At 62.7% G+C, this 13,358-nt stretch carries 13 protein-coding genes and 1 tRNA gene; 5 read left to right on the top strand and 9 right to left on the bottom strand.

The features are described from left to right. Positions 1-33: 33 nt before the first annotated feature. Together ACWCOO_RS01375 and ACWCOO_RS01370 are read left to right on the top strand one after the other, a co-directional pair. On the top strand, positions 34-1,089 hold the full coding sequence (locus ACWCOO_RS01375; protein WP_446831186.1) for a nitrilase-related carbon-nitrogen hydrolase: 1,056 nt from the start codon (positions 34-36) through the stop codon (positions 1,087-1,089). Between the two features lie 14 nt (positions 1,090-1,103). Next, on the top strand, positions 1,104-1,985 hold the full coding sequence (locus tag ACWCOO_RS01370; RefSeq protein WP_446831185.1) for an MBL fold metallo-hydrolase: 882 nt from the start codon (positions 1,104-1,106) through the stop codon (positions 1,983-1,985). On the opposite strand, the gene ACWCOO_RS01365 is transcribed toward ACWCOO_RS01370, so the two are convergent. From ACWCOO_RS01365 to ACWCOO_RS01350, 4 genes are all read right to left on the bottom strand, one after another. After that, positions 1,969-2,790: a red chlorophyll catabolite reductase gene (locus tag ACWCOO_RS01365; RefSeq protein ID WP_446831184.1), complete on the bottom strand. Its 822-nt coding sequence runs from the start codon at positions 2,788-2,790 to the stop codon at positions 1,969-1,971. The genes ACWCOO_RS01370 and ACWCOO_RS01365 overlap by 17 nt on opposite strands. Positions 2,791-2,831: 41 nt before the next feature. Further along, positions 2,832-4,148: an amidohydrolase gene (locus ACWCOO_RS01360; protein WP_446831183.1), complete on the bottom strand. Its 1,317-nt coding sequence runs from the start codon at positions 4,146-4,148 to the stop codon at positions 2,832-2,834. 115 nt (positions 4,149-4,263) lie between these two features. Next, positions 4,264-5,661 carry a Fic family protein gene (locus tag ACWCOO_RS01355; protein WP_446831182.1) on the bottom strand — a complete coding sequence of 466 codons (1,398 nt, stop codon included), beginning with the start codon at positions 5,659-5,661 and terminating at the stop codon, positions 4,264-4,266. A 177-nt stretch (positions 5,662-5,838) separates the two neighbouring features. Continuing rightward, complete coding sequence (locus tag ACWCOO_RS01350; RefSeq protein WP_446831181.1) at positions 5,839-6,477, bottom strand: nucleotidyltransferase family protein; 639 nt, start codon at positions 6,475-6,477, stop codon at positions 5,839-5,841. 267 nt (positions 6,478-6,744) lie between these two features. On the opposite strand from ACWCOO_RS01350, the gene ACWCOO_RS01345 reads away from it, so the two are divergent. Further along, the gene (locus ACWCOO_RS01345) at positions 6,745-8,049 is read left to right on the top strand and encodes a hypothetical protein (RefSeq protein WP_446831180.1); all 1,305 of its coding nucleotides are present in this window, start codon (positions 6,745-6,747) and stop codon (positions 8,047-8,049) included. A gap of 82 nt (positions 8,050-8,131) precedes the next feature. Here the strand turns inward: ACWCOO_RS01345 and ACWCOO_RS01340 are convergent, their stop codons facing one another. The 5 genes from ACWCOO_RS01340 to ACWCOO_RS01320 form a co-directional block, all read right to left on the bottom strand. After that, positions 8,132-8,728: a DUF6088 family protein gene (locus ACWCOO_RS01340; RefSeq protein ID WP_446831179.1), complete on the bottom strand. Its 597-nt coding sequence runs from the start codon at positions 8,726-8,728 to the stop codon at positions 8,132-8,134. Positions 8,729-8,915: 187 nt separating this feature from the next. Continuing rightward, positions 8,916-8,992 (bottom strand) — tRNA-Arg (locus ACWCOO_RS01335). A gap of 103 nt (positions 8,993-9,095) precedes the next feature. After that, positions 9,096-9,503, bottom strand: a complete 408-nt coding sequence (locus tag ACWCOO_RS01330; RefSeq protein WP_446831178.1) for a cytochrome C — start codon at positions 9,501-9,503, stop codon at positions 9,096-9,098. Positions 9,504-9,519: 16 nt separating this feature from the next. Beyond that, a complete protein-coding gene (locus ACWCOO_RS01325; RefSeq protein ID WP_446831177.1) occupies positions 9,520-10,593 on the bottom strand; it encodes a metallophosphoesterase family protein in 1,074 nt (357 codons plus the stop codon). A gap of 6 nt (positions 10,594-10,599) precedes the next feature. Further along, complete coding sequence (locus tag ACWCOO_RS01320; protein WP_446831176.1) at positions 10,600-11,739, bottom strand: cytochrome-c peroxidase; 1,140 nt, start codon at positions 11,737-11,739, stop codon at positions 10,600-10,602. 112 nt (positions 11,740-11,851) lie between these two features. Between ACWCOO_RS01320 and modA the strand changes: the two genes are divergently transcribed. Then, positions 11,852-12,676 carry a molybdate ABC transporter substrate-binding protein gene (modA, locus tag ACWCOO_RS01315; protein ID WP_446831175.1) on the top strand — a complete coding sequence of 275 codons (825 nt, stop codon included), beginning with the start codon at positions 11,852-11,854 and terminating at the stop codon, positions 12,674-12,676. Further along, complete coding sequence (modB, locus tag ACWCOO_RS01310) at positions 12,673-13,350, top strand: molybdate ABC transporter permease subunit (RefSeq protein ID WP_446831174.1); 678 nt, start codon at positions 12,673-12,675, stop codon at positions 13,348-13,350. Before modA ends, modB begins: the two co-directional genes overlap by 4 nt. Positions 13,351-13,358 lie beyond the last annotated feature (8 nt).

The following is a 13,358-nucleotide window of genomic DNA, read 5'->3' as shown; positions in this document are numbered from 1 at the left end:
CGAAACATCATCGCTTAATGCTACATTAGCGGCATGAACGAGAAAACGCTTTTGGTGCGCGAAGACGGCACCTACCCAGCCGCCGAGCTGGTCAAGGAAAGCATCAATGTAGCGGTGGTGCAAACCCGGGTGCGGGCGGTGAGAGGCGACAACCCGGAGCCCGACCTGCGCTCCAACCTGCAGTACATGCTCGAGTGCTTCGACGCCGCGCAAGGCTACGGTGGGCGCAGCGATCTGCTGCTTTTCCACGAATTCCCGATCACCGGCTTCAGCCTGTGGACGCGCGAGCAACATTACCGGCTGGCCATTGAGGTTCCGGGCCCCGAAACGGAAGCCATTGCCGAGAAAGCCAAGCAATACGGCTGCTACGTGGCGTTCGGCACCTACGCCAAGGATCCCGACTGGCCGGACCACATCCTGCACTTGATGGTGATGATCGGACCGGACGGCGAGCTGGCCGCGCGGCACTGGAAGCAGCGCAACGTGCGCGGCATGTTTCCCGGCAGCGAGCAGTACACCACCGCCGTGTATGACGTGCTCGACCGCTTCGTGGAAATGTATGGCCAGGATGCCGTTATCCCGGTGGCACGCACCGGAATCGGCAATATCGCGCTTTCGGCGGTGCAGTTCGAGCCCGAGCTGTTCCGCTGCATGGCGCTGAAAGGCGCCGAGATCATTTGCCGGGTCGCCACCGGCGGGTTCGAGTATGAGGACATGCGGCTGACGTCGTACCACAACAGCCTCTACACGCTGATCTGCAACAACTCGGTATCGACCCACGACCGCAACCCCGGCTTCCTGGAAGACACGGCCTACGGCGGCCCCGGCAGGTCCGCGATATTCGGCCCGCGCGGGGTGGAGCTGGCCAAGGCAGGCGCCTTCGAGACCCGGCGCTCGGCCCCCATTCCGATCGCCGAATTCCGGCGCAAGCACCGCATCCCCGACCTGCACATGTCCTTGTATCGGCCAGTCCTCGACCAGTACCGCGAACGCTACGACCCCAACGGCTACGCAGATGCGTTGCCGAAGAGCCGGCTGGAGGCCTACAAACAGTTCGCGGCCCGTTCACGCTGGACCCACTACTGGTAGGCGCGGGCAACGCCATGCTGAAGCTGGGTCCTTACGAAATCCACCGCATAGAGGAACTTGTGCTCCCCTATGCCGGGTATTCGGCACTGATCCCGGACATGCCGGCGGAGTTGCTCGAAGAGCACCGCCGCATCCTGGGGCCAAGCCAGTTACAGCCCGACACGGGGCTGATTGTGCTGAGCTTTCATAGCTGGTTGATCCGCACGCCGCACCACTGGATATTGGTGGACACCTGCATAGGCAATCACAAGATTTACGAACGCAAGGAGCTGGCGGCCTTCAGCCAACTCGATACGGCCTTCCTGTCCCGGCTGCGCGGCGCCGGCCCCAAGCCTGAGGACATCGATTACGTGTTCTGTACGCACCTGCACTTCGATCACTGCGGGTGGAACACTTCATGGGTGGACGGGCGCTGGCGACCGACTTTTCCCAACGCCCGCTACCTCTGTCACCACAAGGAACTGAAGCACTGGGCCGGCCCGCAGGAAAACGGTTACGACCTAGGGCCGAACAGCGACGCGTTCGACGCCAACGTCCAGCCCCTCGTGGATGCCGGCTTGCTGGAAGGCGTAGAGGACGGATACGAGATCGAGGACGGGGTGCGCTTGCGGCTGGCGGCCGGCCACACACCGGGGCACACGGTGCTGGAGCTCGGCAAGGACGGTGCTCTGGGCTTGTTCTCCGGCGACCTGCTGCACGCGGTAATGCAGGTGTACGGCCCGCAATACGCCACCGTGTTCTGCACCGACGGCCAGGCCGCGGCGATTACCCGCCAGGCAACGCTGGAACGGATCGCTGACCGCTCAACCCTCCTGTTTCCGGCCCATTTCGGACACCCGCACTACGGTCGCGTCGAGTCCACCGCCTCCGGCTTCCAGTTCAAGTTCGCGCCATAGCCGCGAGCGCTTCGCGAATCTGCGCGCTGCCGATGCGCAGTTCCAGCATGCGGTTGAATTCCTCCTCGCCGAAGACGCGCTGCGGCAGCACGTTCATCGGGTCCAGCCGGTAACCCAGTTCGCGCACCGCGAAGTCGAAATCACGCTGGGCCGCGCGCTCATCCTCAGGCACCGCCTCTGCCTCGTCCAGCCAGCCGAACCAGCGGTCGAGGAAACCCTTGAGATAGCGCTCGCAGGTATCGATATTGGCGTCGGTGAGCTCCGCCGTATGGCTGATGCACACCGGCGACATCAGGGCCCGCAGGTAGGCGCCATGGCTCACGTACTGTGTAAACGCCGGATTGCCCTGAAACTCCAGGTAGTCCGCATTGGCCGGCTCGTAGTAGCGCTGCAGGTAATCGGGATTCACGCGCAAGTCCACGCGCGGCGTGTATTCGGCATAGAAGAACAAGCGCGGAATGGTGCCGAAAATCACCGCCAGGTGCGGCACGCGAGTCTGCTGCCCCAGGAACACCGTGGCATTGATGTCGAGGATGCTGGCCTTGCGGTTGCCGATCCAGGAATGCACCAGCCAGGACACGTCCGGCCCACTGTAGGCCTGAAAGGAGCCCTCCATCGCGCCATCCGGCGAGGCGTAATATTCACGCCCCTCGCAACTGGGGTGCAACGCCACCGGGAAGCGCTCCCGCACACGGTCCACAATGCCCGTTTGAATCCCCCAGCATCGCTCCCAGGCCGCCGACACGTCAACCCGCGGGTTTTCGGCAAGAAAATCCATGATGGTCTTGACTTCGGCCTTCTTCATGGTCTTCGCTTCCCCCTTTGCAATCGTTTCAGAATTCCGACTCAGGGCTTGGCGAGAAGGTCCAGCGCCGCGGCGGTCATGGCGCGCACTCCGGTGCGCAAGGTCAGTTCGTATGCGGGCAGAAAATACGGCGAATGGGTGGCCGGCAGACTGCTCCCCCTCGCCTTTGCAGCCGCGAAGGCTGCGGGTTCGGCCCCGCCCAGCCAGAAATAGAAGCTGGGGATGCGCGGTTGGGTGCGCCCGAAGCGGGCGAAATCCTCGCCGCCCATCACCGGCTTGCTGAGTTCCACGTTGTCCTCGCCCAACTCGGCCCGCAACGCATCCGCGACGCGGTTCGACAAGCCGGGATCGTTATACAGGGCCGGCGTGTATTCGTTCTTCACATGCACTTCGGGCAGGCGGTCTTCAGGCAGTCCCAGGGCGCGGGCTTGCGCTTTGGCGATCCGGGCAATGCCCTCAAGCAGCAAGGCGCGGTTGTCGTCGCTGTAAGAACGCACGGTGAGTTGCAAATCCACGCGGTCGGAAATGATGTTGTGCTTGGTGCCGCCGTGAATGGAGCCCACCGTAACCACCCCCTCCTCAATCGGATTGAGATTGCGCGCCACCAGCGTCTGCAACGCGGTCACGATGTAGGCGGAAAGCACGACTGGATCGTGCGTGAGGTGCGGCGCGGCGCCGTGTCCGCCTGTGCCGTGCACGACGATGTCCACCGAATCCACGTTGGCCATAGCGAATTCCGGCTTGTAGCCCGCCTTGCCGGCCGGCAGGTTGGACGTCACGTGCAAGCCCAGGTTGTAGTCGGGCCGCGGAAAGCGCTCAAACAAGCCGTCTTCGATCATGGCGCGGGCGCCCAGACCGCGCTCCTCGGCCGGCTGGGCCACCAGCACCAGCGTGCCTCGCCATGCGTCGCGCATGTTCGAGAGCTTGCGCGCCACGCCAATCAGGTTGGTGATGTGAATGTCGTGTCCGCAAGCATGCATCACCCCGACAGTGCGGCCCTGCTCGTCGATGGTGGTGACCTGGCTGGCGTAGTCCACTCCCGTGAGTTCCACCAACGGCAGGGCATCCATGTCGCCGCGCAGCATCACCGTGGGCCCCTGCCCATTCTGCAGCACGCCCACCACCCCGGTGCCTCCCACTTCGCGGGTCACCGTATAGCCCGCCGCCTCGAATTCCTCGGCCATACGCGCCGCGGTTTCGAACTCGTAGAGCGAAAGCTCGGGATTGAGGTGGAAGTGCTTGTAGAGCGCTTCCATGTAGTCCAGCTCGGTATCGCTGACGGCGATCTCGGCGCTGGCGACCGCAGCACAGAGTGTCAACGCCAGTGCTGCGCCTGCGCCTGCCGAAATTCGCGTCATCGGGTTGCTCCGTAGAGGGCCTCGCTAGGCCGGAATTCGCAACTGTACACGAGCCGCAGCGCTATCGAACACAAGAACTCGTTTGCCGAACCCGGCGTCGGTCACCTAGAGCCCGTCAACGCCAGCCTTGCCGCCATGCCTCGAACTCGGCTGGGCGCAGACGGTAACGTGCAATATTGCCTTCGTGAAGGCTCATGATCTCTGTCTCCACAACCTCGACAAATCGCGCCTGGTCCGCTGGCGGCACCCGTTCCGCCGCGCGTTGCCGCGCCAATGCCGTCGTGGCCTTCTTGTCCATCCCTGCGCGCACCACTGCGGCGACCAGTTCGGCGACCAGTGTCCGGTAACGCAGGCGAAACGGGTCGGGCTCGCCCAATGACTGGCGCACCGCCGAGTACCGCGCACTGGAGCGTTCGCACGCCCAGACAAACACGTCACGTAACAGTTCGACGCGATTCAGTTCGTAGATGGCCAGCACACCATCGATGTAGGCTCGCTCGGGCACGTCCACGAAGAACAGGGGGCAGAGGTTGCCGCGGATCAGAGGGATATTGGCCGCCAGACGGGAGACCCGCTTGTTGACATCCTCAAAGCCCTGCAGATAGGCCAAGTGCACCAGGGCAAAGAAGGATTGCTCGAAGGGGTCGCTAATCGCAGCCGCAGTATCCAGAATCTGCTCGAAACACTCGTCGATGAACTGCGGCACTTCCAGCGGATGGTAAACCGTGCCCTCAATGCCCACCGGGATGCGCCGCAGTCGCCCACCTGCCTGCGGATCAGCAAGCAAGTTATCCGCGAGCAGAGCGTGCAGATTGAGAATGGTGTAACGGTTGAAGCCGATCTCCTCGGCCTGCTCGACGAGCAGCTCGATAGCCGCCTTGTGGTTCAGGATCATCTGCGCTTCCAGTGCATCCTTGCCCTCGGCGGCCTCTCCCAACTCCAACAGGCGCTCGGTTTCCAGCAAGGAGTAGGTATTGCCTTCCAGACGGCTGGAGTTCCAGGACAAATCAACAAGCAGGCGGTTGTAGATTTTCCGAGCGTAGGTTCCCGCAGGGCTCTCGCCGCCGGGCAGGCGAGCTATTTCCAGCAGGCGCCGCCGCGTATCCGCCGACAAATAGTAGGTATCGTTGGGCCGGTAATCGTCCAGCAAGTCGCGCTGGTAGCCCACCGGACGCCGTTCGTGCAACGGCATGCGAATTGCCTGCTTGACCGCCTCTGAGTCCGGCGAGATCGGGACATAAGCTTCGTCAGGCGCCCCCGTGGCGGCGCTATCAGCGACCAGGTTGCCCTTGCCGATAATGTCGGCGGGCAAACGATAACGACGGCCCTTGCGCTGCCCTTCGGCGATGAGGCGCCGCTGTTCGATCAGCAGTGACAAACGGCGCTGCAGTGTGCGCAGGGGCAGGTCGTACGGCAAGCCCTCGCGGATGACCCCGACCGGCACACCATCAGCATGTGCCGAGACGACCGCGAGGATCGCGTCAAGCTCTTGCTCTGGAACGCGCTTGGGCATATGCCGGATTATATGTCGCAAAAGCACATAAGCGACATATAAAGCCTTCAATATGGCCTATAACCACTTTATGTGTCGCTTTAGTCACTTTTTCTGTCGCAAACGCGCCCCATCATGGCGCTTGTTCGGCGCCTCCAGCGTCGAAGCACTTGATCCCGGAGGTGTTTGAGTCGCTACTTACTGGGTGGCTGCTGAAATAGGAGAATAGGTCAGCAGGCATCCCATGTCGGCGGGCGTATCCAAGTCATGCGCGGCATGGGGCATGGCGACAGCCGTGATGTCTTGGCGGGATTGCAGCAAGTCGCGGGCTCCTTCATCGCCACTTAAGGCTGCCAGCCGGGGAAACCAGGAGCGAGGGAAAACGGCCGGGGCGCCCAGACGGCCGGCGTAGCTTGAAGCGGCAGCCCAATGCGGTTTGCTTCGCCAAGCCGCAACCAAACGATGCAAGTCCGCAGTTTCCACCAGCGGCTGGTCGCACAACATCACAAGCACGGCGCGGGCCTGCCGCGGCAACACGCGAACGCCGAACGCAAGCGAACGCCCCATGCCGTCGCGCCAGCGCGGACTCCGAACCGTGCGCACCCCGCCAACAGTCCCGGGAGCCCTCCGCAAAGAGTTGCGCATGAACGCAGCCCGATACCCCAAAACCACGCACACCTCGCCGGCGCCCAACGCAGTCGCCATCCGTACGCTGCGGGCCAACAACATCTCCCCACGATACCGAACCCGCTGCTTCGGCCGGCCCAGGCGCCGAGACGCGCCGGCAGCAAGAACAAGCGCCACGCCCGGAAAGGCGCTCAGTCGGTGTGTACCCATAAATTTCTGCCCATCCCAACATCCACCAGTAACGGCGAGACATGCGGCGGCAGTCTCGCCGGCAGTGCGTCTAAAATCAAGATAGTTTGCGCCAAGGGAAAGGCAACCGTGGACGGGAGCGACGACGGCAATGACGACAGCGATGATGCCAAAGAGGAAGAAAGCGATAAGTAGGCACAAGAGCCGCGCCGGAAAATGATGCACATGCGTACAGTCCCTCTGGCAATCATGGTTCTATGCGCGATTGTCACGCACGGCTGCACAGCCGTGCACGATTCCTTGAGCGAGCGAGCGGGGCAGCAACTGGAACAAGTGATTGCGTACTACCAGAACGGGGAGTTGGAGTCTGCCTGGGAAGCCTATAGCGCCTTCTTCAACCATCCGTCCAATAGTGATGTCAACGTTGATGCGTTCGGCCGCTGCTTCTTCATTCAGGAGTGTCCGCCTCTGGGCGCACTCGCCTACATCCTCGGCAAATCCGAAGCCGACGCAGGCAATTTCCATGATTTTTGCCCAGATTGGCAGGGTCTAGACAAGACTGGATTAAGCGAGGAAGAGCTCAGGACGGGTTACGAACTCGCATATTCCTTTCGTGAAATTGCGCTTGAAGGCACCTGCGAACAGTGGGCAAAACGCAATGCGGCGATGTTCGACGCCCGCCCAAGAAAGCGGTGGCGCGATCCCCAAGTCCTTCCGCTCGTACGACTTTCCCCCGAAGATACTCGCCCCGCCATAGTAGCCAAAATTCTTCGAACGCCGGTTACGGGTCTTGTGGACACCGGCGCCAGTATGTCGTTCCTGAATCGCGCGTGGTCGGACAAAGCGCCTGAAGCGTTTGAGTTCATCCAGGATATGCGGGTTGAATTTATCGGACACTTGGATATGGCCAGCGTGGCGCGTATCCAAAATATGCAAGTGGGAAATGAAGCATTTCCCCGCCCCGTTGTCGTGCTCGGCGAAGTACGGGTAATCGAAAGTGGTCTCAATGCGGCTGCCGAAATGGGCAACATTTTTGGTATGAATTTGCTCCTACAGTACAGAAGTGTTTGTTTCGATTGGGAGCAAAACAAACTCCATCTAGGGACGCTGGGAGCCTGCGAGGGTGGCGAAGCACCCTACAGGAATTGGTTAACGGGCACTCAGCTAATCGGCATAGATGCAGGTTTGTCGACGGACACCAAATATACCGCGGAAATTGATACCGGTTCAGACACAACCTATTGCTCGCAGTGGCTTATGAGGCGTTACAAAGACCACACGTTTTCGTTTGGCGACAGCAGCGCACTGACCGGTGAATGCACGTATAGCCCGCATGTGTTGTTCCGGGACTCGGAGACGAGCCAGGATTCGCACACCAGACACATCCTGCTGGGAATGGACACATTGAATCAGTTCAGCGCCTTCGGCTGGGAACTGAATCCGCTGCGCGTCTATTTCGTGCCGAAGGCTTCCGATCAGGATCAATCTGGCATCGGCACGCTCCACGGAGGGCACTCCAAACAGAGCACGGAAGTATCCAGCAAACCGGAGGCACTCCAGTACCGCTACTACCCAGATATCCTTCTCCAATAGATGGGCCTTGTGGATACTGCCGCGTTCCACAACGTCCAGCGCATCACGACGGTCGGAGGCGGACAGATCCTGGAAGCGCGCTTCAGCCATGGGCGATTCGTGCGCTTACCGGCTCGGCCATCCAATTCGGCATCAACGCCCGCGCGGCTGAAAATTCGCTCAGTTCTTCCGCGGAAAGCGTCGGCATGACGGCCTCCAGGCCATCTTTGACTTCTGCAGGGCCAAGCCATGCCAGCGCGCGGATGAGATTCCCGGCCTTGCGATGCGGCGCCACCAATTGCCAACGCGGCGCGTGGCGCAGTTCAACGGTGTTTGATCCGAAATGCAACCGGCGGCTGGGACCAGACGTGAGATAGACCATGCGAACGGGATTCTGGGCAGTCAGGCCAAGACGATTGGCCGCGGCCCCGCCGCACGGCACGATGGTCTCGCCCCAGAGTGCGGAAAGCGCAGCGATTGCCTTGTCGATCCGAGGCCCGCGAACACCAAAGCGCGTCTCGACGGCACGCATGTATACGCCCTTGAAAATGCGCAGGAGATACCCCGAGCGGGCGAGCCTTGACAGCGCCTGATCCACCGCGGCGCGCTTGCCGAGATGAAGCAACGCCCCGGGGCACAGCGGCGTTGCCTCCGGAAGGGCTTCAGCATGTTCCAGGATGCGCTTGGGTAGTCCCCACATGGATGGAATTCCTCGGATATTTTGTCAGATGGACATGCGATAGATTACCACTGTGTGAACGGTGGAGAGGAGACATCGTGGTCAGCACCGGTTCGGGCCGTGAGCTGCGGTTTCTAGCCCGCCCGCTCGGAATCGGAGAAGCGGATCAAGCGCGGAGCGCGTGGTGCCGTGTGTTTTACGGCGGAGTTGGCGCGCCCGAAGGGATTCGAACCCCTGACCTTCGGTTCCGGAGACCGACGCTCTATCCAGCTGAGCTACGGGCGCGCCGCGGGTTGCCGCTCAGCAGGATTATGCCGGAAGGCTGACGGAGAGGGCGTTCGCGGAGCGGGACCAAGGCACGCCGCAAGCGCGCCGTCCCGGCAAGCGGTCAGTGTTTGCCGGGCTCGAGTTCCACGCCGCGGCGCTCGTGGTGGGCGTAGGCAAGCAGCGCGATCATCCTGGGGTCGTCGGCGGCCATGTCCTCTCCTTCCAGTGGGTTGCGCAGGCACCAGTTGAACATCTCCCACAAATCGACCACGCGGCCGAGCTGCTTCTGAAACTTGGGATAGGTTTCGGGATGCGTATTGGCCGCGTTCGGATGGCATTGGGCGCACGACACGCCGTTGGTTCCCAGCGTGCCGTCGGTCCACAAGTCCCGCCCTTCCTGCACCACTTGCATGAATTGCTCCTGCCAGCGGTCGAGGTCCGCCTGGTCGAACTCGTCGCCACCGAGGTTGCCGGCGCTCAGCACGAACAGGACCGGGGTCAAGGCCGCACAAATCAGTTTCTTGCGCATGGGTTGGGGTTCTCCGTCAGTAGTGCTGCTGCGGGGGAATCCGCGCCGCCGGGTCCTGAAACACGGTGTCCTCCGGCTGCCCCGTCTCGTCGTTCCAGGCCACCGTGCGCACCGCGTTGTCGTAGAGGTTGTAATGCACCGCGGCGCGGCCGGTATGCACATCCACGAACTGCCAGCCGGTGGCGTCGCGCTCGAAGAAGGGGTCGGCGCGGTTCATCGGCACGGTAAGCACCGGCAGATAGTGCTCCGCCTGGGCGTAGCTGCCGGGGTAGGGCCATGGCCAGGCGGTGGCCATCGCGGAGGTGAAGCTGATGTTGCCTAGCTGGTTGTACTGGATCTGGTGCACGTGGCCGTATAGCACGGTCACCTTGTCGTAGGGCGCCAGAATGGCTTGCACCTGCTCGGCGTCGTCGGTCCAGAAATTCCAGCCCTTGTAGATTTTCTGCAACGGCGAATGCGAAATCACTACGATGGGCGTGCTCTTGTCCACGCCTGCCAGGTCCTGCTTCAGCCACTCGCGCTGGGCCTCGCCCACCATGAACGGCGAGCCGTTGGGATTGTCCAGCCCGGCCATTTCGTTCATGCGCTGCTCGGCGGTGGGCCAGCGCTCGAAAGTCCACTCGTCATAGGTAACGATGGAATTCAGCATAACGAAATGCACGCCCTTGTGATCGAAGCTGTAGTAGTGCGGACGCTTGAACAGGTCCGACCAGTACTCGCCCAGGTCCAGGTAATAGTCGTGCTCGCCCAAGATCGGATAGATGTCGTAGTTAAGGGCCGAAAGCAACTCCGCGCCGTGGTCCAATTCCGGCTTGGTGCCCAGTTGCGCGAGGTCGCCACCGTAAATCACGAAATCCGGTTTCGGGTTCAGCAGGTTGGTTTCGGCCACGGCGCGAATCAGGCCGCGATCCCAGTTGCGCACGAACTCGGCGCCGCGGATATGCTGGATGTGCGAATCGGACAGGAAGGCGAAGCTGAACTCCGCCGACTGCTCGCTGCGTCCCAGGCGCACGTAGGTGAGCGGCAGGGTGCCCACCGCCGCCATGCTGGCTGCGCGCTGGAGGAATTTGCGTCTGTTGCTGCGGGTCATTGTTCTCTACTCCCCGGCCGGCAGCCCCGACGCATCGGCGGCGGCGGCCAAGTCTTCATATTCCGGGCTGGTGAGCGCTTCCATGAACAGCACCAGGTCGGCAACCTGTTCGTCGGTCAGGTCCAGAGGCAGGATACCGCTGGACAAGAAGTCGTTGACCGGATCGTCGGCTTCGGTAACGCCACCGTTGTTGTAGTGATCCATCACTTCCTTGAGCGTCGCCAGGCTGCCGTCGTGCATGTAGGGCGCGGTAGCGGCCACGTTGCGCAGCGTGGGCGTCTTGAAGGCGCCCAGATCGTCGAACATCTCGGATACCGCGAAGCGTCCCAGTTCCGAAGACAACTTCTCGGAAAGCACGGTTTCGTCCACCTCCGCACCGCGCGCGCGCGCCGCCAGATAGTTGCCCACGGCTTCCGGAATGCGGTCCTGAATGTCGTTGATGCCCACCCCGATGTTGTGGAAGCGGTGATCGGTAAACAAGGCGTGATCGTGCTCGATGGTGTGGCAGGACACGCAGCGCCCTTCGTTGAGGAACAGGTCCAGGCCGCGGATTTCGGCTTCGCTCAGGGCATCTTCCTCGCCCCCGAACCAGTAGCGGTCGAAGCGCGAATTGCCGAACACCAAGGTGCGCTCAAAGGCGGCGATGGCCTTGGTGACCTCGTCCATCGTCACCTGCCCCGGCTCTTTCCCGAACACTTCCCGGAACGCCGCCACGTAATCCGGATCGGTGGAAACGATCTCCAGAATGGGGTCGTGGGTCGGCAAACCCATCTCCACCGGGTTCAGAAACGGATGCTGGGCCTGATCCTCCAGGCTGGGCGAGCGTCCGTCCCAGAAGAAAGTCTTGAAGTAGGCGGCGTTGGCGGCAGTGGGCGAATTGCGCGTGCCGGTAAGCCCGAGAATGCCTTCCGAGGTTTCCAGGGGGCTGTCGGTGAAGCCCTTCTCCCGCTCATGGCAGGTGGAGCAACTGACCTCGCCGGTGGTGCTGAAACGGTTATCGTGAAACAGCTTGTCACCGAGCGCAATCTTGGCCGGCGTCGTGGGGTTGTCCTCGGGCACAGGCACCTCGGGCAAACCGAGCGGCGCGGCGCCAGCCGAAGCCGCGAATGCCACGGCGCTGAGCGTCACGAGCAGTGTTCGTACCATCTTCCCTCCTCAGTTCGCGCTCGAATCATCCTACGCCCAGCCCCGCGCAAGTCAAGCCCACCGACCGAGCGCGGCGCGGGCCTTTTCGTTGGTGCCAGGAGCGGCAGTTGGTATGCTGGCGCGCATGTTCCCCCGGCGCTCCTGCCGCGCACGCAGGCTTGTCCCTCCGCCCGGCGCGGCCATGCGCTTCGCCGCGCTCCTGCTGGCGCTCGCGCTACATGATCCCGCCGCCGCGTCCGAACCTCCGGTCGTGTTCGCGGCGGCCAGCACCACGGCCGCGCTAAGCGAGCTCGCGGCCCGCCACGAGCGCCTGCATGGCCATCCGGTAAGGCTTTCCTTCGCGTCATCTGCGACTCTGGCCCGACAGATACTGCATGGTGCACAGCCGGCCTTGTTCCTGTCGGCAAACCGCCGCTGGATGGATGCGCTCGACAACGCAGGAAGGTTGGCTGCCGGCACTCGGCGGGATTTGCTGGGCAACCGCCTGGTGGTAATTCGTCCTGTGTCTGCGGAAACTAGTTTGAGCCTCGCCGACCCCGATTCGCTGCTGGGCGCGCTTGGCGAGGCGCCCTTGCTGCTGGCCGACCCTTCGCATGTGCCGGCCGGCGCCTATGCGCGCGAAGCGCTGGAGCGCCTGGAGCTTTGGGATTTATTTCGTGGCCGTCTGGCTTTCGCCGCCAGCGCGCGCGCCGTAACCGCCCGCGTAGCGCGCGGCGAGGCGCCACTGGGCATCACTTATGCCAGCGAGCTGAAAGGCGAATCCCGCATCCAGGCCGCCGCCAGGATACCCGCTCAGACGCATAGTCCGATCCGCTACGAAATCGCAATGATTGCGCCCGGCAAAGACCCGGTGGCGGCAGCGTTTCTTGACTACCTGCACAGCGACGACGCCCGCTCCGTATTTCTGGAGCGCGGATTCCGCGCGCCCCGTCCATGACAGCTATCTGGGAAATCGCAGCGCTGTCGCTGAAGGTGTCGCTTTGGGCGGTGGCCTGCTCGTTGCCGCCAGGCATTGCCTGCGCCTGGGTCCTGGCGCGCTGCCGGTTTCCGGGCAAGATCCTGTTGGACGGGCTAGTGCACTTGCCGCTGGTCACTCCGCCGGTCGTGGTGGGCTACCTGCTGCTGACCGTGTTCGGACGCAACGCGGTCCTCGGCAAATGGCTCCATGAATCGTTCGGCGTAAGCCTCACTTTCACCTGGAAGGGCGCCGCGGTAGCTGCCGCGGTCATGGCTTTCCCGCTGCTGGTACGGGCAATTCGTCTCGGCATCGAATCGGTGGACCGCCGCCTGGAGGCCGCGGCGCGCACGCTGGGCGCCTGCCCGGCGCGGGCCTTGTTCACCGTTACCCTGCCGCTGGCTGCGCCCGGTCTGATTACGGGAGTCTTGCTTGCGTTCGCGCGCTGTCTGGGCGAGTTCGGCGCCACCATCACTTTCGTTTCCAACGTGCCTGGACAGACCCGCACGCTTCCGCTTGCGATCTACACCCAGTTGCAAACCCCGGAAGGCGAAACCGCCGCCGCCTGGCTGGCCGGCACATCGCTAACGCTGGCGATTCTGGCGCTGGCGGCTTCCGAGCTGGCCGCGCGCGCAGTGCGCAGGCGCTTGGGCTGAAGCGGGGC

Source organism: Candidatus Foliamicus sp., assembly GCF_965221325.1.
Classification (GTDB): Bacteria; Pseudomonadota; Gammaproteobacteria; order Steroidobacterales; family Foliamicaceae; genus Foliamicus.
This window is presented reverse-complemented; position numbering and strand designations above follow the sequence as displayed.